Consider the following 24,866-nt stretch of genomic DNA (forward strand, 5'->3'; position numbering starts at 1 on the left):
TACGGCTATGCGGCGCGTACGTCTCTTTCGGCCAGCCCGTGCGCGCAGGCGCGGGCCGGCCTGGCCCGGCGGCGCAGGAAACGCGGCAGCGGGAGGGCGAGGTCGACGAAGCCCTCGGCCTGCATGGCGGCGAAGCCGATGCGGGGCAGGTCGCCGGAGGCCCGGTAGACGACGAAGCGGGGCTCCCAGCGGGGCTGGAACTTGGCGTTGAACTTGTAGAGCGACTCGATCTGGAACCAGCGGGACAGGAAGACCAGCAGCCCGCGCCAGGCACGCAGCACCGGCCCGGCGCCGATCTTCTCGCCGCGGGCCAGCGCGGAGCGGAACATCGCGAAGTTCAGCGACACGCGCGTGATGCCGAACCGCGGCGCGGCCTGGAGGGCGGCGACGATCAGCAGTTCGTTCATGCCCGGGTCGGCCGCGCGGTCGCGGCGCATCAGGTCCAGGGAGGCGCCGTCCGTGCCCCAGGGCACGAAGTGCAGGATCGCCTTCAGGTCGCCGTACGGCCCGGGCACCTCGTCGGCCTTGTGCGCGGTGGCGATGAGGCAGTCGCCGTCCGAGGCGTCGCCCACACGGCCCAGGGCCATCGAGAAGCCGCGCTCGGTGTCGGTGCCGCGCCAGTCCTCCGCGGCCAGCCGGATGCGCTCCAGTTCGGCCTCGCCCAGGTCACGGACACGACGTACGCGGGTCTCGTAACCGGCGCGCTCGATGCGCTTGACCATCTGCCGGACGTTGCGCATCGCGCGGCCGGCGAGCGAGAAATCCGCGACGTCGACCACCGCCTCGTCGCCGAGTTCGAGGGCGTCGAGGCCGGTCTCACGGGTCCAGACCTCGCCGCCGGTCTCCGAGCAGCCCATGACGGCGGGCGTCCAGGAGTGCGCCCTGGCCTCGTCCATGAAGCGTTCGATGGCGCCGGGCCAGGCCTCGACGTCGCCGATGGGGTCGCCGCTGGCGAGCATCACACCGGAGACGACGCGGTAGGTCACCGCGGCCTTGCCGCTGGGGGAGAAGACGACGGCCTTGTCGCGGCGCAGCGCGAAGTGGCCGAGGGAGTCGCGGCCGCCGTGCCTCTCCAGCAGGGCACGCAGGCGTGACTCGTCCTCCTCGGTGAGGCGGGCGGCCGGGTGTTCGGGGCGGAAGGCGAGGTAGATCGTGGTGACGGCGGTGATCCAGCCGAGGGCGCCGAGGGAGAAGGCGACGGTCCAGGAGGTGTTGCCCTGGTAGTCGACCGGGCCCTCGAAGCCGAAGAGGCCGTACAGGACGTGCGTAAGGCGATCGGCCAGGCTCGGGTCGCCGATCATGCGCCGCGGGTGGACGCTGACGATGACCAGTCCGAGGACGAGGGAACCGGCGCCCATGAGGACGAAGTTGGCGAGCGCGCGCCAGCGGCTGCGCGGGTCGGGCAGGGCCGCGAACTGGTCGCGGTGGACCACCAGCGGCACCAGCAGCGCCAGTGAGATGAGCGCGCCCACGAGCGAGTGGCGGTACACGAACTGCGCGACCGCGCCCGCCGGGAGCAGCACGACCGCGGCCCGCCACGCCCGCCGCTTGGCGCGCTTGAGGCCGTGGGCGAGCAGGAGCAGCAGGACGCCGGCGCTGAGCGAGAGGGCGGCCGCGAACGGGCCGAACGCGCCGGGCAGCACCTCGGCGAGGGTGTGCATACGGCTCTGGCGGAACCGCGGGAAGATGCCCGCGGCGACGTCCAGCAGGCCCACGAGGGCACAGGCTCTGCCGACGAGGGCGGGCACGGACTCGGGGCGCGGGCCTCGCATCAGCCGCCGCACCCGGCTTGATCGGTTCGGAACCCCGCCCGACATTTCCCCATCTTCCCTGACAGACATCGCATCCCGTAGTTCCGCGAGAGACCTTGAACCCGGCGCCATTCGGGGCATCCGGCGACATTGCGCCCTCTAGGACGGTGTCTCGGGGAGAGAGGTTCACTCGTCTCTTCAAAGCCGCTGAAAAGGCCAGGGAAAGTCCGGGACAAGCCCTCGCCAAGGAATCGGGGAACGGGCGTGCGCCCGGACGGAGAGAGCAGGCAGGAAACCACCTCATGGGTCTCACGAGCAACACAGTGCTGCTGTTGTCGGTCCTGTTCGCCTTAGTGCTGTTCGTCGGCACGGTATGGCTGTGGCCGCGGCTGGCCCGGCGTTCCTGGCGGGCCGTCGGAGGGCGTGTGGGTCTGCTGCTGTCGACGCAGCTGGCCCTCTTCCTGTCGGTCGGGCTGTCCGCCAATCAGGCCTTCGGTTTCTACGCCAGCTGGGCGGACCTGTTCGGCCGGGAGACGGAGCCGGGTGTGGTCGTCGACCACACGAACGGCGCCGCGGGCGGGCCGGTGCGGGTGGTCGACACCCGGCGGGTGGACGGCGGCGGCGGGCGGCCGGAGTTCGGCGGGCAGATCCAGAAGGTGACCCTCGACGGCCGTACGTCGGGCATCGCCACGCCCGCCTTCGTGTACCTGCCGCCGGAGTACTTCGACCCGGAGAACCGCTCCCGCACCTTCCCGGCGGCCGTCGTCCTCACGGGCTACCCCGGTACGGCGGAGGCGCTCGTCGACAAGCTGCACTACCCGCGCACCGCCCGCAAGCTCGCCGAGGACGGCCGGATGCAGCCGATGATCCTGGTGATGCTGCGGCCGACGGTGGCGCCGCCGCGGGACACGGAGTGCGTGGACGTCCCGGGCGGACCGCAGACCGAGACGTTCTTCGCCAAGGACCTGCCGGACGCCGTCACGGCCCACTACAGGGTGGGGAAGAAGCCCGGGAGCTGGGGCATCATCGGGGACTCCACGGGCGGTTACTGCGCACTCAAGCTCGCGATGCACCATCCGGAGGTGTACGCGGCGGGCGCGGGACTGTCGGCGTACTACAAGGCGCCGACCGATCCGACCACGGGCGACCTCTTCCACGGCGACAGGACGCTGCGCAACGAGGCGGATCTGCACTGGTTCCTGAAGAACCGTTCCGCCCCGGACACCTCGCTGCTCGTCACCAGCAGCAAGGCCGGTGAATCCAACTACAGGGCCACGCTGAAGTTCATCGACCTCGCGAAGGCCACGGACCGGACCAGGATCTCGTCGATCATCCTCGAAAGCGGGGGGCACAACTTCAACACCTGGCGGCGGGAGATCCCCCCGACCCTGGAGTGGATCAGCGGGCGGCTGAATGATTGATCTTGATGTTCTTCGCCGTGCTCTGTGAAGACTTCGTCATGGCTGTGTTTTTGCGGGGCGGGGCGCCAACATTCGCCTACGCGCGGTAAGTTTCTGGCCATGCCACGTGGACGTCACCGCCATTCCCCGCCTTTGCACAGGCTGCTGCCTCCCTCGGCGATCGCAGGCGTCTCCGTCGTCTGTGCCCTCGGCCCCTGGCTGTTCGCGGAGCCGGTCGTGCTCCGGGGTCTGGCCGCGGCCGCGGCGGTGACGGCGGTCGTCGGCGCGGTCGTCATGCGCCGCTGGGACACGCAGGCCGGCCGGCAGGTCGCCGACCTCACGCGCGCGCGTGCGAGCGACGAGTGGCGCTTCGAGGAACGGGTCGCCGAACTGGAGACGGACCTCGACGAATCGCGCGAGCTGCGCGTCAAGCTGGAGCAGCGCCTGCGCGCCAAGCGCGCCGAACTGGCGGGCCTGCGCAACGAGCACGCCGCCCTGCTGCGCCGCTACGCCACGGCGGAGACCGAGCGGGCGAGCGCCCTGGAGGGCCGCCGTCTGCTGGAGATCGAGGCCGTGACGGAGATGCACGCGCTGCCTGCCGCACGCGTGTCGGAGGAGCAGGAGCAGCCGGAGCCGCCGGAGCAGTCCGAGCGGGAGGCGGCCGCGGAGGTCGCGGTCTCCCGGACGGCGGAGACGGCCGACGAGCCGGAGGCGACCGGGTCGGCGGAGGCGAACGCCGAGCCGGAGGAGAACGCCGAGCCGGAGGAGAACGCCGAGCCGGAGGAGAACGCCGAGGCGGAGGAGAACGCCGAGGCGGAGCCCGGCGCTCCGGCGGTGTTCTCCCCGGAGGGCTCGCGGCTCTTCCTCAAGGCGCAGGTGGCGCTGGCCAGACTCGACCCGGACGCCGCGCCCGCCGCCGGGAGCGGTGCCCCCGGCGGGGAGGAGCCCGTGAAGGTCACGTCCGGGGAGCCCGCCACCACGCAGGCGGCTCAGGAGGACGAGGCCGAGGGGAAGCCCGAGGCGGTCGACGAGCACGCGCGCGCGGCCGCCGCCCACCCGGCTGACGACGAGAAGGAAAGCCCGGCGCAGGAGCCCGCTCCGGAACCGGCGCAGGCCACCGCCCGTCAGGACGACCCGGCCGAGCCCGCCGGGACGTCCGGTTCCGGGACGTCCGGTTCCGGGATGTCCGCGTCCCGTACGTCCGGTGCCGTGACGCCCGCGTCCGAGGTGCCCGGCTCGGGGACGTCCGCGTCCGTGACGCCCGGTTCCGGGGCCTCCGGCGCTGTGACGCCCGCGTCTGAGACTGAGGCACCCGGCTCCGGGGCCGTTGACGCCGGATCCGCCGCGTCCGAGCCCGAGCGCGACCTGGCTGAGGCCGCGTCCATGCCGGCCGCATCCGTGCCCGCCGGGCCCGCGCCCGCCGCGCTCGTTCCCCGGCCCGCCGGCCCCGTGCAGCGGCCCACCGGGCACTTCACCGTGCCGACCGCCGTGGCCGTCGTGCCCGCCGCCCAGCCGGTGCGGCGACCCGCGGTCGAGGGCGGGTTCGACTTCTTCGGTACGAAGAGCGCGACGCCGTCGGACGCCCTGGAGGCCGTGCAGAACGAGGACCTCGCCGACGTCGTCGGGCAGGAGGCGCTCGCGCTGCACAAGGCCGAGGCGGAGGCGGAGTTCAAGCCGGCCGGCGAGGAGGCGCGCGGCGTCGGCCAGGTCATCGACCTGACCGCGCACGACGAGACCGAGGTGATCGACCTCCAGGGCCTGCGCAGCGCGGTGTCCTGACCCGGCGTCACCTTCGCCGCGACCTGAGGGCCGTGCGCCCGCCGTCTCCGGAACGGCGGCCGCACGGCCCTCGCGCGTCCGGGAACGGGCCCAGGGCCTGCCCGGCGGGTCATGCCGACGACGCAGGGTCCGGCACGCTCCTGCGGCGTCGGCGGCGGCGGAGTCCCACGCCCCGTCCCGCGCTCCCTACGCCATCCAGCGGTCCGGGCGGGCGGCTCGGCGGCCGGTTCGGGAGCGCTCGGCCTGGGAGCGCAGCAACTGCTCGGCCTCCTGTACGTCCCTCAGGCGGGCCGTGACGGTCTTGTCGGCCCCTGTGTCCACATGGACGGTCGCGAGGCGCCAGAGGCGCTGCCAGGGGCCCTGGGTCAGCCGTACGCTCTGGACCTTGGCGTGCGGCACGAGCGCGAGGCTCCGGTGCAGCAGCCCGTGCCGGGTGGCGAACACGGTGTCGGTGTCGGCGACCCCGTAGCCCCGCCACCACAGCGGAACACACCGTCCGGCCCGGCGCGGCGGGCGGGACAGCGAGTCCGCGGCCGGCACGGTCACGCCGGGCAGCACGCGCGCGACGACGGCCTCCGCGACCCCGCGCGGGGCGACCGGTACGAGCACGGAGTTGGCCGAGCCCGCCACGTCCAGCTCGACGCGCACCCAGCCCCGCCGCCGCCACAGCAGCGGCTGCACGATCCGCACGGTCTGCACGCGCCCCGGCGGGACCGTCTCGTGCGTGCGGTCCAGCAGGCCGCGGTCGATGCGCAGTCCGTCCGGGGACTCGCCGACGGTCCAGTCGTACTCGCCGACGAACCGCCCCGCGCTGCGCGCGGCCGCCGCGCCGAGCAGGGGCAGGCCGGTCGCGAGGACCGTGACCACGCTGTGGGTGACCAGCCACAGGACGGGCGGCACGACGAGGGCGGCGGCCAGGGCTCCCCAGGTCGCGCCGGTCAGCGCCAGCGCGGTCGCGAGGTGGCGCGCCGGTACGCGCAGCAGTTCGCGCGCCGGAGCCTCGCCCACCTCGTGGGCCGTCCCGGGCGCGAAGCCCGCCGCGCGCGCGAGCAGTTCGGCCCGCAACGCGCGGGCCTCGTCCTCGCCCAGGAAGGCCAGTTCGTCCTTCTTGTCGGCGCCGACGACGTCGAGCCGCAGTTTCGCCACCCCCGCGATGCGCGCGAGCAGCGGCTGGGTGATGTCGATCGCCTGGATGCGTTCGAGACGGATGTGCGCCGTGCGCCGGAACAGCAGCCCGGTGCGGATGCGCAGCTCGCTGTCCGTCACCGCGAAGTGGGTGAACCACCAGCTCAGGAACCCGTAGGCGGCCGCCGCCGGGACCAGTGCGGCCAGCGCGATCAGCAGGGTCGTCGTGGTCAGCCGGGTGAGCTGTTCCTGCGTCTGGCGGGGGTCGTGCACCGCCCAGCCGACGAGCACCGCGACCGGCGCCCAGGCCCGCCGGAACGGGGTGACGGGGTGCAGCCGGTGCTCGGCGAGGGCGCGCCCCCCACCCTCGCCGGCGGCGCCGGGGGCCGTCACAGGCCCGCCGATCGGGCCTCGCCGAGCTCGGTGAGCCGGTCGCGCAGCCGTTCCGCCTCGGCCGGGTCGAGGCCCGGGATGGTCGCGTCGGTGGCGGCGGCAGCGGTGTGCAGCTGGACGCTGGCGAGGCCGAAGTGCCGCTCGACGGGACCCGAGGTCACCTCGACCAGCTGCATGCGCCCGTACGGTACGACGGTCTCCTCGCGCCACAGCACGCCCCGGCTGATCAGCAGGTCGTCGGCGCGCTCGGCGTACCGCCAGGAGCGCCAGTTGCGGGCGAGGAGCCGCCAGCCGGACGCGATCCCGATCAGCGGCAGCAGCGCGAACGCCGCCCACGCCGGTCCGGCGAGCAGTCCGAGGAGCAGGCCGAGGCCGACGGCCGCGAGCCCCAGCCACACCACCAGCAACAGCCGCCGCATCCGCAGCAGCCCCGGCGGCAGCCCGGTCCACACCGGCCCCGCCTCGGACGTCCGCGGTCCCGCCTCGGTCGTGTCCGCGCCCCCAGGGCTCCCCGTTTCCATACGGCCAGCGTACGTAGGGGAGACTGGGTGCCATGACTCCTACGACGGAGACCACGGTCGGGATCGGCGGCGCCGCGGAGAGCACCGACATGGTGCTCAACATCGGTCCCCAGCACCCCTCCACGCACGGTGTGCTGCGGCTGCGACTGGTGCTGGACGGCGAGCGCATCCGGCATGCCGAGCCGGTGATCGGCTACATGCACCGCGGCGCGGAGAAGCTGTTCGAGGCGCGCGACTACCGGCAGATCGTCATGCTGGCCAACCGCCACGACTGGCTGTCGGCCTTCTCGAACGAGCTGGGCGTGGTCCTCGCCGTCGAGCGGATGCTCGGCATGGAGGTCCCCGAGCGCGCGGTGTGGACGCGCACGCTCCTCGCGGAGCTGAACCGGGTGCTGAACCACCTGATGTTCCTGGGGTCGTATCCGCTGGAGCTGGGCGGCATCACCCCGGTCTTCTACGCGTTCCGTGAGCGCGAGGTGCTGCAGAACGTGATGGAGGAGGTCTCCGGCGGGCGCATGCACTACATGTTCAACCGGGTCGGCGGCCTCAAGGAGGACCTGCCGGCCGGATGGGCCTCACGCGCGCGGGCGGCCGTCGCCGCCGTGCGCTCCCGCATGGACGTCTTCGACGACCTCGTGCTCGGCAACGAGATCTTCCGGGGCCGCACGCGCGACGTGGGCACGCTCTCGCCCGAGGCCGTGCACGCGTACGGCGTCAGCGGGCCGATCGCGCGCGCCTCGGGTGTCGACTTCGACCTGCGCCGCGACGAGCCCTACCTCGCGTACGGGGAACTCCAGGACACCCTGGAGGTGGTGACCCGCACCGAGGGCGACTGCCTCGCCCGCTTCGAGTGCCTCCTCGCCCAGGCCCACAACGCGCTCGACCTCGCGGACGCCTGCCTGGACCGCCTCGCCGACCTGCCGCCCGGCCCGATCAACCAGCGGCTGCCCAAGGTCCTCAAGGCGCCCGAGGGGCACACGTACGCGTGGACCGAGAATCCGCTCGGCATCAACGGCTACTACCTCGTCAGCAAGGGCGAGAAGACGCCGTACCGCCTGAAGCTGCGCTCGGCCTCCTACAACAACATCCAGGCCCTCACCGAGCTGCTGCCGGGCACGCTGGTCGCGGACATGGTGGCGATCCTGGGGTCGATGTTCTTCGTGGTCGGGGACATCGACAAGTAGGCCCGGCACGGTGCCTCACCGCAGGGGGTCCGCGATGCCCACCGGCTGGAGCAGCCAGCCGAAGTCGCCGAGCCCGCCCGGTGCGGTGAGCTCGGCGGCCTCTCCGGCGCCCGCGAGGGCGCGGACGTAGGCGGCCGGGTCGGCGGAGGCGAGCGAGAGCGGGGGGCGTGCGCCGTCGAGGCCCAGGGCGTGCAGGGCGGCGCGCTGGGTGAGCAGACGCGGGACGGGCGGGTCGTACGCCGTGGTGTGCGCCGTCGCCCTCGCGCCGGCCCGCGCGCACGCGTCGAGCGCCACATGCGCCGTGATGTCGCACGTCCCGTCCGGCACGGGTGCCGTCTCCCGGCCCTCGCGGAAGCCGGTGAGCGTGCCGAACGGGGGGCGCGCGTCCGCCGTGTGCGCGTAGTCGACGGCCACCGCGAGCCCGCGCGCGACGGACGCGACGGCGGACGCCCAGGCCGTGTCGCGGGGCAGCCCGATCTCCGCCCGCAGCCCCTGCTCCTCCGGCAGCGGCCACCAGCGCGCCAGCCACGCCGCCGCCGCGCCGGACACCGGTTCCCCGAGCCGCTCGGTCCCGTCGGCGCGGACCAGCACCAGGCGCGGCACGCCCGCGGAGTCGACCTCGGCGACCTCGACGGGCACGTTGTCGAGCCACTCGTTGGCGAACAGCAGCCCGGTGATCCCCGGCGGCGGCTCCGCCAGCCACTCGATCCGGGGAGCGAGCCCTTCGGGACGGTCGGCGAGCTCGACGGCGTACGCGCGGGTGCGGTCGGCCACGTCGGCGGGGAGCGCGGCGAGCACCCCGGTGACCAGTTCGCCCCGTCCGGCGGCCATGTCGACGAAGTCGAGTCCCTCGGGCCGGCCCAGTGCCTCGTCGACGCGGCACAGCAGGCGGGCGACCGCCTCGGCGAAGAGGCGGGACGCGTGCACCGACGTGCGGAAGTGCCCGGCGGGGCCCTCGGGCCGCCGGTAGAAGCCGCCCACGCCACCCCTGCCGTACAGCGCGTCCCGCATGGCCGACCGCCAGCCGCTCCAGTCGTCGCAGTCGCTCACTTCGTGCGTCATCCGGTCAGACTAGGCGTACAGGTGATCACGGCCTCCACCTTGCGGAGTATGCGCGCCGGGACCGGATCGACCCTCCGGTTGACCCCTGCACACAGCGCGCTTCCCTACGCTGGGTTACGTGCAGCGCCTCTATGACTTCCTCCGCAGACACCCGACCGGGGTGGACGGCTTCTGGGCCGTCGTCCTGTTCGGGATCACCGCGGCTGCCGGAACCGCGGGTCAGGACCGGGGCGGCACCGACTCCGCGGCGCTGCTCGTGCCGGTCGTCTTCCTCCTGTGCCTGGTCATCGCGCTGCGTCGGCTCATGCCCGAGAAGATGCTGGTGCTGGCCGCCGCGCTCGGCCTGGCCCAGCTGGTGCTGAACGTCGGGGTCACGGCCGCCGACTTCGCCCTGCTGGTGATCGTCTACACGGTCGCCGCCACCGGCGCCCGCTGGGCCTCCCGGCTCGCCCTGGTCATGGCCCTGAGCGCGGCCACCCTGGCGCAGGTGCGCTGGCCGCACGAGCACGCGAGCGTGCCGGGCCAGTTCGCGGTCATCGTCTTCCAGACCGTGCCGTTCGCCCTCGCCTGGGTGCTCGGCGACTCGATGCGCACCCGGCGTGCCTACTTCGCGCAGCTGGAGGAGCGCAACGCGCGTCTGGAGAAGGAGCGCGAGGCGCAGGCGAAGGTCGCGGTGGCCGCCGAGCGCGCCCGGATAGCGCGGGAGCTGCACGACGTCGTCGCGCACAACGTGTCGGTGATGGTGGTGCAGGCCGACGGCGCCGCGTACGTCATCGACGCCGCGCCCGACCAGGCGAAGAAGGCTCTGGAGACGATCTCCTCCACCGGCCGTCAGGCCCTCGCGGAGATGCGCCGTCTGCTGGGCGTGCTGCGCACCGGGGAGCACCAGGAGGGCGGGGAGTACGTGCCGCAGCCGGACGTGGAGCAGATCGAGGATCTCGTCCAGCAGTGCCGCGGCTCGGGCCTGCCCGTGGACTTCAAGATCGAGGGCACCCCGCGGCCGCTGCCCAGCGGCGTCGAGCTCACCGCGTACCGGATCGTGCAGGAGGCGCTGACGAACACGCGCAAGCACGGCGGGCCGAACGCGGGTGCGAGCGTCCGCCTGGTCTACTTCGACGACGGCCTCGGGCTGCTCGTCGAGGACGACGGCAAGGGCGCCCCGCACGAGCTGTACGAGGAGGGCGGCGCCGACGGGCAGGGCCACGGCCTGATCGGCATGCGGGAGCGGGTCGGCATGGTCGGCGGCACTCTGGACGCGGGCCCGCGTCCCGGCGGAGGATTCCGCATCAGCGCGCTGCTCCCGCTCAAACCGGCGCATTGACGCTGACGCGCGCCCCTCGTTGACACCTGTCACGCCCCCCCGGGCGTCGACCCGCACTGAGAACCGACCCACGGAAGAGGACCCGATGACGATCCGCGTGATGCTCGTCGACGACCAGGTGCTGCTGCGCACCGGGTTCCGGATGGTGCTCGCCGCCCAGCCGGACATGGAGGTCGTGGCGGAGGCGGGCGACGGCGTCGAGGCCCTGCAGGTGGTGCGCTCCACAGCCGTCGACGTCGTCCTGATGGACGTGCGCATGCCGAAGCTGGACGGGGTGGAGGCCACCCGGCGGATCTGCGCGGAGCCCGACCCGCCGAAGGTGCTGATCCTGACCACCTTCGACCTGGACGAGTACGCGTTCTCCGGGCTGAAGGCGGGCGCGTCCGGCTTCATGCTGAAGGACGTGCCGCCCGGCGAGCTGCTCGCCGCCATCCGCTCGGTGCACAGCGGCGACGCGGTGGTCGCCCCGTCCACCACCCGCCGCCTGCTCGACCGGTTCGCGCCGATGCTGCCCGCCACCGGCAAGGAGCCCCGGCACAAGGAGCTGGAGCGGCTCACCGACCGGGAGCGGGAGGTCATGGTGCTGGTCGCCCAGGGCCTGTCCAACGGCGAGATCGCGGCCCGTCTGGTGCTGTCCGAGGCCACCGTCAAGACCCACGTCGGCCGCATCCTGACCAAGCTGGGCCTGCGGGACCGGGTCCAGGTCGTGGTCCTCGCCTACGAAACGGGCTTGGTCCGGGCCGGCGGCCATTAGTTCAGGGCCTGTCCTGTGGATCACACCGCAGACGCGGGGTCAGGCCGGCCCGACGACATCGTCGCTTTCCTGCGGCCTGATCCAGCGACAGGCCCTATTGTCTGCGCATGCTCCTGTGGATCAACGGCCCTTTCGGGGGCGGCAAGACACAGACCGCGCATGAGATCCGGCGCCGCCTGCCCGGCAGTGTCGTCTGCGACCCCGAGCACGCCGGGTTCGGGCTGCGCCGGATGCTGCCGCCGGAACTGCGCGGGGACTTCCAGGATCTGGTGTCCTGGCGGCAGGGCGTCGTCGAGGTCCTGGACCTGGCGCTGAGCAAGCACGACGGTGTGGTGATCGCCCCCATGACGGTCACCGATCCCGCCTGCTTCGCGGAGACCGTCGGCAGGCTGCGTGAACTCGGGCACGACGTACGCCACTTCACCCTGCTCGCCGAGCGCGGGACGGTCCTGCGACGGCTGCGGGAGCGGGGCTTCAGGCACCTGCTGCGGTACGTCGCGGGGAAGAACGCCGGTCTGCGCGGGGAGAGCTGGGCCGTGCGGAGGCTCGACCACTGTCTGGAGCGGCTGCGGGAGCCGGAGTTCGCCGAGCATCTGTGGACCGACCACTCGACCGTGCCGAAGACGGCGGACCGCATCGCGGTGCTGGCCGGGCTGACGCTCAGACCGAACACCGAGGGCGCGCTGCGGACCCGGCTGCGGCAGACAGGGGTCGGGATCCGGCACATCCGGTTCGACTGAGCGGCCCGCTCAGCGCAGGAGGCCCTCCAGGAAGTCGCTGCCCAGCCGCGCCACCACCGTCACGTCGAGCTGGTGCAGCACGTACCGGCCGCGGCGGCGGGTGGTGATCAGGGACGCCTTCTTGAGGACGCCGAGGTGGCGGGATATCTCGGGTGCCGTCATGCCCAGGGACTGGGCCATCTCGCTCGTGGTGTAGGCGCTGCGGGCCAGCAGACGGCAGATCCGCATCCGTACGGGATGGGAGAGCGCGGTGATGCGCAGCGTCAGCTGTTCGACCGAGGGCGGCGAGGCGAGCTCGGGGGAGCCGACCGGGTAGTGCAGGACCGGCTGCCAGCCGTACCGGTGCAGGACCATCAGGTGGGGCCAGCCGAGGCTCGTCGGGATGAGGAGGAGCCCGCCGTCCGCCGTGGCGGTGCGGCCGTGGGCCATCTTGTCCACGGAGATCAGCGCGGCGCCCTCGTCCAGCGACACGGCGGTGGACACCGAGGTGAGGGCTTCCGCGAGGCCCTTGCGGCGCAGCAGGTCCGTCTTGTGGCGGGCGTCGGCGGCGAGCGGGTGGCTCACCCGGGCCCAGACGTCGGCGAAGAACGCCTCCTCGCAGTCCTGGAGGAACTGGCGCAGCCAGGCGCGCACCGCGGGCGGGTCGTCGAGCAGCCGCCGGGTGAAGTGCACCTGCCGGGGGCCGCGTGCCGCGGCCAGGTCCAGGGCGCGGCGGTGCTGCGCCGGGTCGGCGAGGACGTCGAGGCCCGGCGCGTCGTAGCCCGGAGTGCACATGAACTCCGTCGCGGCGTTCACGAACTGTTCGTCCGTCAGTTTGTCGAGGAGGTCCAGTTCCTCGGCGAGGGTGGCGCCGGGCAGGGTGTCGCGGCCCGGGAGGCCGGCGTACGGCAGGAAGAGGTCCGAGAACGTCGTCCGCCACAGGAAGTCGGCCTCGCACATCCGGTCGGCCAGATACGGGTCCAGGCGGGCGGTGACACCGGTGACCCACCCCTGGAGACCGGGGTGGTGGCCGGGCTCGGAGAGCGCGTGCAGGGCCATGCCGAGCTCGGCCAGGGGCGAGGGCACGACGGCGATCCGCTCCGGCCGCAGACCCGCGATGTCGATGCTGACGCTCATGCCCTCATGGTGCACCCCGCCACTGACAACCCCCGCCCGATTGACGAGGGCCGTCAATCGGGCGGGCGGGAGCGGTCCGGTGTGAGACCGACCCGTGCGGTCTCAGTGCGCGGCGTCCAGCTTCGCCCGCTGCTCCGCCGTCAGTTCCAGGTCGACGGCCGCCAGACTGTCGTTCAGCTGCTCGACCGAGGACGCGCCGACCAGCGGCAGGACCGGGATGTCGCCGCCCATCAGCCAGGACAGCACGACCTGGTTGACGCTCGCGCCGGTCTCTTCGGCCACCTCGCGGACGGCCTGGAGCCGGGCGGGCGTGCCCGCGTGCTCGAAGCCCGGGCCCAGCGGCTTGTCGTCGCGCACGTACGCGCCGGACAGCAGCGGCGAGTAGGCGACCTGGGTGAGGGAGGGGTTGGCGCGGACGTAGCTGAGCAGGTCCGCGCTGACCAGGCCCTGGTTGCCGTCGGGCGAGCGCAGGCTGGGGATGTCGGCGCGCTGGCGCAGGTAGCTGTGGTGGTGCTGGAGGACCTCGTAGCCGGGCAGTCCGGCGGCCCTGGCGAGGTTGCGGGCGGCCTCGATCCGCCAGGCCCAGTGGTTGCTCGCGCCGAGCAGGCCGGCGACGCCGTCGGCGACGACCTCGGCGAAGCCGGTGACGGTCTCCTCCAGGGGCGTCTTCTCGTCCATGATGTGCGCGTACAGCAGGTGGATGCGCTCGATGCCGAGGCGTTCCCTGCTGCGCTCGGCGGATTCCCGGATGGATTTGGCCGAAAGTCCCTCGACGTCAAGGCTGAAACCGGTCGCCGGCGCGTTCGGCCGGGCGCCGAGTTTCGTCGCGATGGTGATCTCGTCGCCGATGCCCCGGCTGCGGATCCAGCGGCCGAGCAGTTCCTCGCTTTCCCCGCCCTGCGTTCCATTGACCCAGAACGCGTAGTTGTTGGACGTGTCGATGAACGTGCCGCCCGCCTCGACGAAACGGTCGAGAATGGCGAAGGAGGTCGCTTCGTCGGTCACCGTCCCGAAGAGCATGGAGCCCAGGCTCAGGACACTCACCTCACGGCGGGTGGCCGGATCGCTGCCGATGACGCGGTATTTCATGAGAGTCCTCTTCATGGCTTCGGGTCGGGCTTGGAGACTTTGCTGCGAAAACCGGAATCGTTAATTCCCGGTGAACAGTTGGCGGTCGCCGGCCGGGTCCAGGGCGGTGGCGACGATCTCCACCATGGCATCGAGATGCGGTACGAGAAAGAAGTGGCCGCCCTCGTACTCGTGGAGCGCGAACCCCTCGGTGGTGTGCGTGGCCCAGGCGCGGGCCATGGGGGCGTCGACGCGCGGATCGGCGTCCCCGATGAACGCGGTCACGGGACAGTCGAGCGGGGGCGCGCCCCGGTAGCGGTAGGTCTCCGTGGCCACGTAGTCGCTGCGCACCGCGGGCAGGATCGCCGCGAGCAGTTCGGGGTTGTCCAGCATCCGGCTGTCCGTGCCGCCCAGGAGCTTCATGTCGGCGATCAGCTTCTCGTCGCTGGCCAGGTGCACCGAGCCGGGCGCGGGCACCGAGGGCGCGCGCCGCCCGGACACGAAGAGGGCGCTCGGGCGGACCCCGGCGGTGTGCAGCCGGCTGCCCACCTCGAACGCGAGCGTGGCTCCCATGCTGTGGCCGAACAGGGCGAACGGCCCCTCCCCGGCCCACTCGGCGAGCTCGGCGGCGACGGTGTCGGCCAGCTCGTGCAGGTCCTCGACGCAGGGCTCGTGGAACCGCTCCTGACGCCCCGGGTACTGCACGACCAGCACCTCGGCCCGTGGCGCGAGCCGTGCCGAGAAGGGGTGGAAGAACGAGGCGTTGCCGCCGGCGTGCGGGAAGACGAACAGCCGTACCGCGCCCGGTGCGGCGGGGTGGAAGCGGCGCAGCCACGGGGTGGCGGGCGCGCTCACGGCCATCCCCGTCACCCCGCCCGGCCCGCGCCGGACCGCACGCGGGCGGTGATCGGCACGTGCTTCCAGCCGGAGACGAAGTTCGAGGCGAGGCGTTCCGGCTTGCCCGCGGGCCGGAAGTCCTCGAACCGGGTGAGGAGTTCCTCGAAGAGGATGCGCAGGGTCACCCGGGCCACGCTGTGCCCGATGCAGTAGTGCGGGCCGATGCCGAAGGCGATGTGCTTGTTGGGCTTGCGGCGGATGTCGAAGGTCCCCGCGTCGGGGAAGACGGCGTCGTCGCGGTTGGCGGAGCCGAGCCAGACGACCACCGCGTCACCCGCGCTGATCTTGGTGTTCCTGACCTCCACGTCCCGGGTGGCGTAGCGCAGGAAGTGGTTGACGGGCGAGGCCCAGCGCAGCGCCTCCTCGGTGGCCGAGGTGTTGATCTCCGGGTGTGCCGCCCAGTCCTCGAGCACGCCCTTGTCGATGAACTCCGCCATCACGTAGTTGGGGGAGTGCGGGGTGGTGACGTTCGCGCCGAGGAGCAGGCTGTAGCAGTTCGCGACGATCTCGCCGGGGTCCATGTGCCGGCCCTCGAACTCGGTGGAGATCAGCACGCTCAGCAGGTCGTCGCCGATGTTGCGGCGGCGGAAGCGCATCAGGTCCTGGAAGTAGGCGAACAGGTCGCGGTGGGCGCGCTCCAGGGTGGCGGCCTTGCCGCCCGGGTCCTGGTACTCGGGGTCGTCCGCGGCGATGCAGATGGTCGTCAGTCGGCTCAGCCAGGGCCAGTCCGCCCGGGGCAGGCCCATCATGGTGCCGGTCACGGACATCGGCATGGCCAGCATGGCCTCGGCGAAGTCGAACGTGCCGCCGTCGCCGAGCGGGGTGATCAGGTCGACGACCAGGGGTCTGATCATGTCCTTCTGCCGCTCGACGGCCTTCACCGCGAGGGCCTTCTTCAGGCGCGTCTGCATCTCGGTGTGGCGCGGCGGGTCGGTGACGGCGAGCTGCTTGCCGCCGGCCGGGTCGTCGGTGCCGAGGAGGTCGAGCATCGTGCCGCGTTCCGAGGTGAAGGTCTCGGTGTCGCGCAGGACGCGCTCGGCGTCGTCGAACCCGACGATGTTCCAGAACCCGCGCTTCTCGTCGACGTCCTGGCGCGTCAGGGTCTCCTGGGCCCGCATCCACCGCCATACGGCGTGTGCGTCGCCGCCGCTGTACAGCCAGGGGTCGACGAGATCGGCCGTCGCCCCCTGGTGCACGGGGCATCCGGAAATCGCTGCGCCGGGTAGGGCGGCGTCATGGACTCGCAAGGGGTTGTCCTTTCGTCCGGTAGGGATGCCGCGGGACAACGTACACGAAGGATGTCCGGTGAAGCTTAATTATTTGACCAACCGATTGCAGGCTTCGCGAGAGCGTAATGAATCAGACACGTTCCGATGGCTGGAATTGTTTTGGTCAGGTGGCCAAAAAGCACCGCGCGTGGTCTGACCGGCAGGTCCGAGGTGTGCAACACGCCAGGCCAGGGAAACCCTTGACATGTTCATCGGGCCCCGCCTACGGTCATTCAGCCATTCACCGGCGATCGCCGTCCTGCCTTGACGGAAACGCCTTTTTTGCTTTCCGCTGGTTCGTACAACGTTTTACCACGTGTTATTCGTGGTTCCGGTAAGCGGTTCCATTGTTCACATGAGTTTCGGGGGAATCTCTCGTGTTGTCCGTTTGGTACCCGGCCACCCGCATGCAGCAGGGCCTGTGGGTCCTCGACCGTGACGAACTGCAGAGACCCACCCAGCTCGTCCCGTCCGTCGTCGAGTTCACCGGCGAGGTGGACCACGGACAGCTCGTCGAGGCCGCCCGGCTCACCATCGCCCGGCACCCGTCCTTACGGGCCCGGTTCCGCTTCGACCTCAAGCGCCGCAGGGTCGAGTACAGCACCGACGGCGAGCCCGGCGAGGCCCTGCTGCGCGACGCCGAGGCCGAGGGGCTGTCCGAGGCCGAGGTCGACGCCTACGTCCGCACGCTGTGCAGCACCCCGTTCGACCTCGCCGTCGACGCGCCCGCCCGGGCCGTCGTCGTCCGGCTCGACGCCCGGCGCACCCTGCTGGTCCTCGTCTCGCACCACATCGTGGTCGACGGACTGTCGCGCACGATGCTCCTGGAGGAGATCTTCGCCGTCTACCGGGCCCGGCTGGCCGGCACCCGGCCGGAGCTGAGCGACCCGCCGCATCCCGCCTCCGTCGTCGCCGACCGCCCGCCCGAGGAGGTGGCCGCCCAGGTCGACGAGGTCGTCGAGCGGCTGAGCGGCGCCCCCCTCGACGTACCGCTGCCCTTCCAGCGCGGTGCCGGCGACGACCTGGAGGCCGCCCGGCTCGGCGCCACCGTCACCACCCGGCTCGACGCGGAACGCACCGCGAAGGCCCTGGCGGTCGCCTCCGAGGAGGGCTGTACGACGTTCATGCTCGGCGTCGCCCTGCTCGCCGGCACGCTGGCCCGCGGCAGCGGACAGCGCGACTTCCTCATCGCCTTCGCCTGGCCGGGCCGCGACCATCCGGACGCCGGCGAGGTGATCGGCATGTTCATCACCACCGTGGTGCTGCGGGTCTCCCTGGAACCGGACACCAGCTGGCGGGAACTGCTGGGCAACGCCCGCATCGGTGCCATGGAGGCGTTCATGGACGCCGACGTGCCACTGGACGCGCTCGCCGCACGGCTCAACCCCGACCGGACCCGGATCTGGCCGCCCCTCACCCCGGTCCTGCTCAACCTCGACGACGCGCCGCACACCCCCGTCCTCGCCCCCGGCGTCACGGGCCGGCTGCGTCCGCTCGACCCCCTCTACGTCAAGTACGACCTCGCGGCGTTCGTCCGGATCGCCGACACCGCCGAGGGCCGGCAGCTGGAGCTGTCCCTCGACCACCCGACGGACGTCACCGACCACTCCGCCGTGTCCGCCTTCCTGACGGATCTGCGGCGCAGCGCCGCCGACCTTGCCACCTCACCGGAGGAACCCGTGCTGGAACAGCCCGTCGAGACGATCAACCTGGACGACCCCGAGGAGCGGATCGGACTCGTGCGGTCCATATGGTGCGAGGTCCTCGGCCTCGAGGACACCGCCGACGACTTCGACGACGATGTCAGCTTCTTCGAGGCCGGCGGCGACTCGCTGCTCCTCGTCGTCCTGGTGGAGCGCCTCAGCCAGGCCTCCGGGCGGACCCTGCGCACCATCGACCTGTTCCGCTCCGCCACCGTCAGCGGCCAGGCCGAGCTCCTCGCGAAGCCCGCCGAGGCCGTCTGATGACGCCGACCCGCGAAGCGCTGGCCGTCTCCGTCCTCGGCGACGGGGTGGACCCGGAGAGCTTCGCCACGGAGACGTTCCTCTCCCTCGGCGGGGACTCGCTGCGGGCCATGCGCCTGGCCGCCCAGGCCCAGGAGCAGCTCGGCCTGCGCATCCCCGTGCTCGAACTCCTCGGCGGCCGGCCGCTCGCCGAGGTGCTCGCCGGGGCGCGGGTCGAAGAGGCACCCGGGGCCGCCGGGGAAACCGGTCCCGGCGACGACACCGCCCTGTCGCCCGCCCAGCGCGGCATGTGGCTCATCGAGCGGGTGGCCGGCGGCTCCCCGTACAACCTCGTCTTCACCGCCCACGCCGAGGACGGCGGCCGGATCGACCGCGGCGCCCTCGCCAAGGCGCTCGCCGAGACCGCCGCCCGCCACGAGGGGCTGCGCACCGTCTTCCGGGAGAGCGTGCGCGACGGCGAGGACGACGTCGTACGGGAGGTGCTGGCCGCGCACACCCCGCAGCTGACGGAGATCGCGCACGAGGGGCCGGCCGAGGACTTCGAGGAGTTCGTGCGCCGCGAGGGTCGCGAGCAGGGCCGGCGGCCGTTCGACCTGTCGGCCGCGCCCGCCTGGCGGCTGCTGCACTTCTCGCACCCCGCCGGCCGCGACGCCGTCGTCCTGGCCGCGCACCACATGGTGCTCGACGGCTGGGCGGTCGGACTGCTGCTGCGCGAGCTGTTCGCCCGGCACGCCGCCCTCACCGGCACCGGCCCCGAACCGGACGACGGCACCGCGCCTCCCGTGCAGGTGCTGGCCGCCCGCCAGGAAGCCCTGCGCGCGAGCGGTGTGTGGGACACCCAGGCCGCGTTCTGGAAGGCCCACCTCGACGGGGCGCCCACCACCCTGGAACTCCCCGCCGACCGGCAGCGCCCCGCCCTCCAGGACGCCACGGGCGAGCGCACCGGCCTCGACCTCGGCCCCGAGGTGTCCGCCGCCCTCACCGAGCGGGCCCGCACCCTCGGCATCACCCCGTACGCCTTCCTGCTCGGCGCCTTCGGCCTCGCCCTCGGCCGCCGCACCGGGGCCCGGAGCCTGCTCGTCGGCGTGCCGCTGCTCGGCCGCCAGAGCAGCGAGCTGGAGCGGCTGATCGCCGTCGCCGGCAACCTCGTACCGGTCCGTGTCGACATCGACGACGAGGCGAGCCCCGCCGCCTACCTGCGCTCCGTGCACGCCTCGCTCGGGCGGAGCATCGACGCGGGCGACCTGCCCTTCGAGGAACTGGTCTCCCGGCTCGGCGTCGAACGCAGCCTCGGCTGCCACCCCCTGGTCCAGGTCTGCTTCGGCATGCACGACCAGCTGGTGCCGCAGACCCTCGACGCGGGCACCGCACGCCTGCGGGTCGAGGAAGGACACGGCGGCGGCTCGCAGTTCGACCTGACGATGCTCATCGGGCACTCCGACCCGTCCTACGCGGGCCACGTCGAGTACGCCACCGCCGTGTGGACCGAGGCCGAGACCCGTGCCTTCGTCGCCGACTTCCTCGCCGGCGTCGCGGAACTGGCCGGCACGGACGCGTCCCGCCTGGAGGACGTGCGCTGCATGTCCGACGCGGGCCGCGCCCGGCTCGCCGAACTCAACGACACCCGCCGCGAGTTCCCCGACACCTCCCTCGACGCGCTGTTCCGCGCGGCCGCCGCCCGCACCCCGGACGCCGTCGCCGTACGCGACGGGTCGGCGCACCTGACGTACGCCGAACTGGCCGACGCGGCACGGGAACAGGCGCGGCTGCTGCGCGCCGCCGGGGTCCGCCCCGGCGACCGCGTGCTGGTCGGCGTCGAGCGCTCGGTCGCCGAGGCCGTCGCGGTGCTGGGCGTGCTGTGGGCGGGCGCCGCCTACGTCGGCGTCGAACCGAGCGCCACGGAAGCCCATCTGGCGAGGATCGTGGCCCGCGCCGAGCCGTCGGCCGCCCTCGTCGGACCGGTCGGCGGGGAGACCGCCGCCCGCTTCCGCGCCCTCGGCACCGCACCGGTCGCCGTGTGGGAGCCGACGTGGCGCCCCGCCGGGGCCGGGGCCGGCGCCGCCGAGGGGGACCGCCGCGGCCCGGACGGCCAGGCCCGGGACGAGGACGGTGCTGCCGCCGAGGGCGCGGCCGACGGCTTCGCTCCCGAGGACCCCGCCCGGCTCGCCTACGTCGCCTTCACCTCCGGGTCCACCGGTGAGCCCAAGGGCGTCGCCGTGCCGCACCGGGCCGTGATCCGGCTCGTGCACGAGGCCGGGTTCGTGCGCCTGGGCCCGGGCGAGCGGATGCTGCGCCTGTCGCCGCTGGCCTTCGACGCCTCCACCCTGGAGGTGTGGGGCGCGCTGCTCACCGGAACGACTCTGGAGGTGCACCCGGCGGGCCTCGCCTCGCCCACCGAACTCGGCGCGTTCCTGCGCGAGCACGGGATCACGGTGGGCTGGCTCACCGCCGGCCTGTTCCGGCTCGTGGAGGAGTTCGCACCCGACTCGCTCGGCGGCATGAAGCAACTGCTGACCGGCGGGGACGTGGTGCCCCACGAGCACGCCGCGCGTGTGCTGGCCCGCCACCCCGGCCTCGTCCTGACCAACGGCTACGGCCCCACCGAGAACACCACCTTCACCACCACCCATTCGGTCTCCTCGCCCGACGAGATCGACGGCCCGCTGCCCATCGGCCGGCCCGTGCCCGGCACGCGCGTGTACGTCCTCGACGCGCGCCGCAGGCTGCTGGCGCCCGGCGCGGTCGGCGAGCTGTACGCGGCGGGCGCCGGACTCGCCGACGGCTACCTCGGCAACCCGGACGAGACGGCCCGCTCCTTCGGCGTGTTCTCACCCGACGTGCCCGAGCGGCTCTACCGCACCGGAGACGTCGTACGCCTCGACTCCCGGGGCCGGCTGACCTTCCTCGGCCGCGCCGACGACCAGGTCAAACTGCGCGGCTACCGGGTCGAGCTGAGCGCCATCGGCGACGTGCTGACCGGCCACCCCGCCGTGCAGGACGCCGTCGTGCTGGTCACCGAGGGGGACAGCGCCGACAAGCGGCTGATCGCCGCCGTCGTGCCGGCGCCGGGCGCGGCCCTCGCCGCCACCGAGCTGCGGGCGCTGCTCCAGCAGAAGCTGCCCTCCTACATGGTCCCCACCCTGTGGACGATCGTGGACGGCATCCCGGTCACCGCCAACGGCAAGGTCGACCGGCGCGCCCTCGCCGCCTCCGCCGTCCCCGCCGGACAGGCGAAGCGGGCCGCGGCGGACCCCGGCGCGGCCGTGACCGCGCGCATCGCCGAGCTGTTCGCCGAGGTCACCGAGGGCTCCGAGGGGGCCGGGGCCATCGACGCCGACACCGACTTCTTCATGGTCGGCGGCAACTCCCTCGGCGCGGTGCGCCTCATGCGCAAGGTCAAGGAGCACCTCGGGGTGACCGTCCGGCTGCGCGACTTCCTGCTCTCACCGACCCCGGCCGGCCTGCGGGCGCTCGTGGAGAAGGAGGCCGGCGGCGCGTGAACGGTACGCCCCCGCTCGCGTGGGACGAGGGCCTCGAATGCTGGGTGGTCGCCGATCCGCGGCTCGCCCGGCAGGTCCTCAACCACCCCGGCTTCACATCCGGGACGTTCGAGCGCTCCTTCCAGCTCTACATGTCCGAGCCCGCCCGCGAGGAGTACCGGGAGCTCACCGAGTTCCTGCGGCTGTGGTTCGTGCAGGCCGACGCCCCCGAGCACACGGCACTGCGCCGCCCGGTGCAGCGCGTGATGTCAGCGTCGTACGTGCGTTCCCTCGCGCCGCGCGTCGAGGAGATCACCGACGAGTGCCTGGACGCGCTGGCCGCGACCGCGCCGCACGACGTCGTGCCGGCCGTCGCCGACGGGATCTCCGGCAAGGTGATGGCCCACGTCGTCGGCGTCACCGAACCGCCCGAGGTGCTGCACCGCTGGGCGCGCACCCTGTCGCTGTTCATCGGCGCGATGTACCGCCGCGACTACGCCCGGGCGGCCCACCGCACGATGACCGAGATGACCGAGGCGCTGTCCCGGGCCACCGCACCGAAGGCCTTCCCGCAGGAGACCCCCGAGGACCGGGCGCGCACCACCGCGACCTGGGCCATGAACCTCTTCGGGGGCCTGGAGACGACGTCCTCGCTGCTCGCGTCCACCGTCATGGACGTCCTGGGCGAGCCGGCCGTCTGGGACGCGGTGCGCGAGGGCCGGCCCGGCGCGGCGGAGGCGTTCGTGGAACGCGTGCTGCAGCGCCGGCCGCCGCTGCGGCACCTGGGGCGGGTCGTCGCGTACGACCAGGAGATCGCCGGGGAGCGGATGAAGGAGGGCGACCTGGTCCTCGTCAGCCTCACGGGGGAAGGGCTCCTCGACGACGCCGACGCGCCGGACGTGCCGGCCGCGGGCTGTCCCGTCACCGGGGCGACGGCCGGGGCCGGCGGTCCGGAACAGCACCTCGTCTTCGGGTTCGGCCCGCACTACTGCGTCGGCGCGCCCCTCGCCCGTCTGGAGGCGGCCGTGCTGCTGCGCCGGTTCGCCGCCCGCTTCCCGGGCGCGCGGCTCACGGACGAGGCGGCGGTGTGGGGACCCAACCTCTCGTACGTCGGCCTCGACCATCTCTACCTGGACCTGGGGGTGTGACCGTGCCGAACGCGGTGGAGCGCGGGGCCGGCGCCGTGGCCGTGGTGGGCATGGCCTGCCGGCTGCCCGGAGCCGACGACGTGGACCGGTACTGGGCGGCTCTGACGGCCGGCGCCGACGGCATCAGCCGCTTCGACCTCGAACGGCTGATCGCCCGGGGCGCCGACCCCGGCTACGTCCGCCGGGAGAACTTCGTCCCGGCGATGGGCGTGATCGCCGGGTCCCGCCGCTTCGACCACGCCTACTTCTCCTACAGCCGGGCCGAGGCCGCCGCGACCGACCCGCAGCAGCGGGTGTTCCTGGAGGCCGCGGTCACCGCGTTCGACGACGCGGGGCTCGACCCGACCCGCTTCCGGGGCCGGATCGGGGTGTACGCGGGCGCCGACCGGGTGGGCGAGCACATCGACCCCGAGCTGGGCGAACTCGCCCGCTACATCGGCCGGGAGAAGGACTTCCTCGCCACCCGCACCGCCTACAAGCTGGGCCTGCGCGGCCCCGCGCTCACCGTGCAGACCGCCTGCTCCACCTCGCTGACCGCCACCCATCTCGCCGTCCGCGCCCTCGTCGGCGGCGAGTGCGACGCGGCCCTCGCCGGGGGCGTCACCGTGATGCCCGACGGGGAGTGGGGCTATCTGTACGAGCCCGGCGGCATCCTCTCGCCCGACGGCCGCTGCCGGCCCTTCGACGAGGACGCGGCGGGCACCGTGCCCAGTGAGGGCGTCGCCGTGGTGGTCCTCAAGCGGCTCGCGGACGCGCTGCGTGACGGCGACCGGATCGCCGCCGTGATCACCGGTACCGCGGTCAACAACGACGGCTCCGACAAGATGGCGTTCACCGCGCCGTCCCCTGCCGGGCAGAGCGAGGTGGTCCGCGCCGCGCAGGCAGTGGCGGGGGTGGACCCGGCCGACATCGACTACGTCGAGGCGCACGGCACGGCCACCCGGCTCGGCGACCCGGTGGAGGTGCAGGCCCTCGCCGACGTCTTCGGGAGCGCCGGGGCGGGCCGGGCGCGGTGCGCGCTCGGCGCCGTGAAGGGGAACATCGGACACACCGGTGCCGCGTCCGGCGTCGCCGGGCTGATCAAGACCGCGCTCATGCTGGAGCACGGCCGGCTGGTGCCCACCGCCCACTACACCAGGCCGAACCCGCTGCTCGAACTGGACGCCACGCCGTTCCGGATCGTGCGGCGGGGCGAGCCGTGGGAACCCCGCCGGGGCGACGGCGCCCGCGTCGCCGCCGTCAGCTCCTTCGGGGTGGGCGGCACCAACGCCCACGTCGTCCTGGAGTCCGCCCCCCGCCGCGCCCCGCTCCCGGACCGCGCCGGACCACGCCCCCTGCTGCTCTCCGCGGCCGCACCACACGCCCTCGGCGAGATGGCCGCGGCCCTGGCCACCCGCCTCACCGCACCCCCCACGCCCCCTGCGGACCCCTCCGCCGAGGTCTCCGGCGCCGTCGCCGAGAGCGCGTCTCGTGCCGGGGTCTCCGGCGCCGCTGTGGAGAGCGGCCCGTCTCTCGCCGGGGTCTCCGAAGCCGTCGTGGAGAGCGCTTCGTCCGTCGCCGAGGCCTCCGCTGCCGTCACCCGGAGCGCGCCGTCTCCCACCGAGGCTTCCGGTGCTGACGCGGGGGACGGGCCCGCCCTTGCCGAGGCCCCCGGTGTTGTCGGCGGGTCTGGGTCTGTGCTTGCCGATGCGGCCGGTGTTGTCGGCGGGTCTGGGTCTGTGCTTGCCGATGCGGCCGGTGTTGTCGGCGGGTCTGGGTCTGTGCTTGCCGATGCGGCCGGTGTTGTCGGCGGGTCTGGGTCTGTGCTTGCCGATGCGGCCGGTGTTGTCGGCGGGTCTGGGTCTGTGCTTGCCGATGCGGCCGGTGTTGTCGGCGGGTCTGGGTCTGTGCTTGCCG

Annotated in this window: 18 protein-coding genes; 10 read left to right on the forward strand and 8 right to left on the reverse strand. The window is 73.2% G+C overall.

Annotated elements, in window-relative coordinates; genetic code table 11:
* Positions 1-5: 5 nt before the first annotated feature.
* A complete protein-coding gene (locus ACFY30_RS17615) occupies positions 6-1,817 on the reverse strand; it encodes a phosphatidylglycerol lysyltransferase domain-containing protein (RefSeq protein ID WP_390846062.1) in 1,812 nt (603 codons plus the stop codon).
* A 236-nt stretch (positions 1,818-2,053) separates the two neighbouring features.
* Here ACFY30_RS17615 and ACFY30_RS17620 point away from each other — a divergent pair, with 236 nt between their 5' ends.
* Both ACFY30_RS17620 and ACFY30_RS17625 read left to right on the forward strand, forming a co-directional pair.
* Positions 2,054-3,172: an alpha/beta hydrolase gene (locus ACFY30_RS17620; protein ID WP_390846063.1), complete on the forward strand. Its 1,119-nt coding sequence runs from the start codon at positions 2,054-2,056 to the stop codon at positions 3,170-3,172.
* Between the two features lie 99 nt (positions 3,173-3,271).
* Positions 3,272-4,930 (forward strand): hypothetical protein, encoded by a 1,659-nt coding sequence (locus tag ACFY30_RS17625; protein WP_390846064.1) that lies wholly within the window; start codon positions 3,272-3,274, stop codon positions 4,928-4,930.
* A 186-nt stretch (positions 4,931-5,116) separates the two neighbouring features.
* Here the strand turns inward: ACFY30_RS17625 and ACFY30_RS17630 are convergent, their stop codons facing one another.
* Complete coding sequence (locus ACFY30_RS17630) at positions 5,117-6,448, reverse strand: PH domain-containing protein (RefSeq protein ID WP_390846065.1); 1,332 nt, start codon at positions 6,446-6,448, stop codon at positions 5,117-5,119.
* Entirely contained in the window at positions 6,445-6,969 is a 525-nt protein-coding gene (locus ACFY30_RS17635) for a PH domain-containing protein (protein ID WP_390846067.1), read from the reverse strand. The genes ACFY30_RS17630 and ACFY30_RS17635 overlap by 4 nt, the downstream gene beginning before the upstream one ends.
* Positions 6,970-7,001: 32 nt before the next feature.
* On the opposite strand from ACFY30_RS17635, the gene ACFY30_RS17640 reads away from it, so the two are divergent.
* Entirely contained in the window at positions 7,002-8,153 is a 1,152-nt protein-coding gene (locus ACFY30_RS17640; protein ID WP_390846068.1) for an NADH-quinone oxidoreductase subunit D, read from the forward strand.
* Positions 8,154-8,168: 15 nt separating this feature from the next.
* Here ACFY30_RS17640 and ACFY30_RS17645 read toward each other — a convergent pair whose 3' ends face one another.
* The gene (locus ACFY30_RS17645; protein ID WP_390846069.1) at positions 8,169-9,215 is read right to left on the reverse strand and encodes an SAM-dependent methyltransferase; all 1,047 of its coding nucleotides are present in this window, start codon (positions 9,213-9,215) and stop codon (positions 8,169-8,171) included.
* 118 nt (positions 9,216-9,333) lie between these two features.
* Between ACFY30_RS17645 and ACFY30_RS17650 the strand changes: the two genes are divergently transcribed.
* From ACFY30_RS17650 to ACFY30_RS17660, 3 genes are all read left to right on the forward strand, one after another.
* Positions 9,334-10,536, forward strand: a complete 1,203-nt coding sequence (locus tag ACFY30_RS17650) for a sensor histidine kinase (RefSeq protein WP_390846070.1) — start codon at positions 9,334-9,336, stop codon at positions 10,534-10,536.
* Positions 10,537-10,621: 85 nt separating this feature from the next.
* Positions 10,622-11,290: a response regulator gene (locus ACFY30_RS17655; protein WP_390846071.1), complete on the forward strand. Its 669-nt coding sequence runs from the start codon at positions 10,622-10,624 to the stop codon at positions 11,288-11,290.
* A gap of 107 nt (positions 11,291-11,397) precedes the next feature.
* Positions 11,398-12,030, forward strand: coding sequence for an AAA family ATPase (locus ACFY30_RS17660; protein WP_390846072.1), 633 nt, complete (start codon positions 11,398-11,400; stop codon positions 12,028-12,030).
* Positions 12,031-12,039: 9 nt separating this feature from the next.
* Here the strand turns inward: ACFY30_RS17660 and ACFY30_RS17665 are convergent, their stop codons facing one another.
* The 4 genes from ACFY30_RS17665 to ACFY30_RS17680 form a co-directional block, all read right to left on the reverse strand.
* Positions 12,040-13,146, reverse strand: coding sequence for a DUF5937 family protein (locus tag ACFY30_RS17665; RefSeq protein ID WP_390846073.1), 1,107 nt, complete (start codon positions 13,144-13,146; stop codon positions 12,040-12,042).
* Positions 13,147-13,248: 102 nt separating this feature from the next.
* Positions 13,249-14,235, reverse strand: a complete 987-nt coding sequence (locus tag ACFY30_RS17670; protein ID WP_390846074.1) for an aldo/keto reductase — start codon at positions 14,233-14,235, stop codon at positions 13,249-13,251.
* A gap of 60 nt (positions 14,236-14,295) precedes the next feature.
* Positions 14,296-15,075: a thioesterase II family protein gene (locus ACFY30_RS17675; RefSeq protein ID WP_390659430.1), complete on the reverse strand. Its 780-nt coding sequence runs from the start codon at positions 15,073-15,075 to the stop codon at positions 14,296-14,298.
* A 5-nt stretch (positions 15,076-15,080) separates the two neighbouring features.
* Positions 15,081-16,307 carry a cytochrome P450 gene (locus ACFY30_RS17680; RefSeq protein ID WP_390846075.1) on the reverse strand — a complete coding sequence of 409 codons (1,227 nt, stop codon included), beginning with the start codon at positions 16,305-16,307 and terminating at the stop codon, positions 15,081-15,083.
* Positions 16,308-16,756: 449 nt separating this feature from the next.
* Between ACFY30_RS17680 and ACFY30_RS17685 the strand changes: the two genes are divergently transcribed.
* The 4 genes from ACFY30_RS17685 to ACFY30_RS17700 all read left to right on the forward strand — a co-directional run.
* Positions 16,757-18,343 (forward strand): condensation domain-containing protein, encoded by a 1,587-nt coding sequence (locus tag ACFY30_RS17685; protein ID WP_390846076.1) that lies wholly within the window; start codon positions 16,757-16,759, stop codon positions 18,341-18,343.
* Positions 18,343-21,843 carry an amino acid adenylation domain-containing protein gene (locus ACFY30_RS17690; protein WP_390846077.1) on the forward strand — a complete coding sequence of 1,167 codons (3,501 nt, stop codon included), beginning with the start codon at positions 18,343-18,345 and terminating at the stop codon, positions 21,841-21,843. The genes ACFY30_RS17685 and ACFY30_RS17690 overlap by 1 nt, the downstream gene beginning before the upstream one ends.
* Positions 21,840-22,970 (forward strand): cytochrome P450, encoded by a 1,131-nt coding sequence (locus ACFY30_RS17695; protein ID WP_390846078.1) that lies wholly within the window; start codon positions 21,840-21,842, stop codon positions 22,968-22,970. The genes ACFY30_RS17690 and ACFY30_RS17695 overlap by 4 nt, the downstream gene beginning before the upstream one ends.
* Positions 22,967-24,866: polyketide synthase (locus tag ACFY30_RS17700; protein WP_390846079.1), on the forward strand; the 1,900-nt coding region annotated here is incomplete at its 3' end. The genes ACFY30_RS17695 and ACFY30_RS17700, both read left to right, overlap by 4 nt.

Origin of the sequence: Streptomyces sp. NPDC000345 (assembly GCF_042898825.1) — a bacterium.
Lineage (GTDB): Bacteria > Actinomycetota > Actinomycetes > Streptomycetales > Streptomycetaceae > Streptomyces.

Coding starts and splice junctions, on each gene's coding strand:
- ACFY30_RS17615 (WP_390846062.1), bottom strand. CDS start 1,817: ATGTCGGGCGGGGTTCCGAACCGATCAAGCCGGGTGCGGCGGCTGATG.
- ACFY30_RS17620 (WP_390846063.1), top strand. CDS start 2,054: ATGGGTCTCACGAGCAACACAGTGCTGCTGTTGTCGGTCCTGTTCGCC.
- ACFY30_RS17625 (WP_390846064.1), top strand. CDS start 3,272: ATGCCACGTGGACGTCACCGCCATTCCCCGCCTTTGCACAGGCTGCTG.
- ACFY30_RS17635 (WP_390846067.1), bottom strand. CDS start 6,969: ATGGAAACGGGGAGCCCTGGGGGCGCGGACACGACCGAGGCGGGACCG.
- ACFY30_RS17640 (WP_390846068.1), top strand. CDS start 7,002: ATGACTCCTACGACGGAGACCACGGTCGGGATCGGCGGCGCCGCGGAG.
- ACFY30_RS17645 (WP_390846069.1), bottom strand. CDS start 9,215: ATGACGCACGAAGTGAGCGACTGCGACGACTGGAGCGGCTGGCGGTCG.
- ACFY30_RS17655 (WP_390846071.1), top strand. CDS start 10,622: ATGACGATCCGCGTGATGCTCGTCGACGACCAGGTGCTGCTGCGCACC.
- ACFY30_RS17660 (WP_390846072.1), top strand. CDS start 11,398: ATGCTCCTGTGGATCAACGGCCCTTTCGGGGGCGGCAAGACACAGACC.
- ACFY30_RS17665 (WP_390846073.1), bottom strand. CDS start 13,146: ATGAGCGTCAGCATCGACATCGCGGGTCTGCGGCCGGAGCGGATCGCC.
- ACFY30_RS17670 (WP_390846074.1), bottom strand. CDS start 14,235: ATGAAATACCGCGTCATCGGCAGCGATCCGGCCACCCGCCGTGAGGTG.
- ACFY30_RS17675 (WP_390659430.1), bottom strand. CDS start 15,075: ATGGCCGTGAGCGCGCCCGCCACCCCGTGGCTGCGCCGCTTCCACCCC.
- ACFY30_RS17690 (WP_390846077.1), top strand. CDS start 18,343: ATGACGCCGACCCGCGAAGCGCTGGCCGTCTCCGTCCTCGGCGACGGG.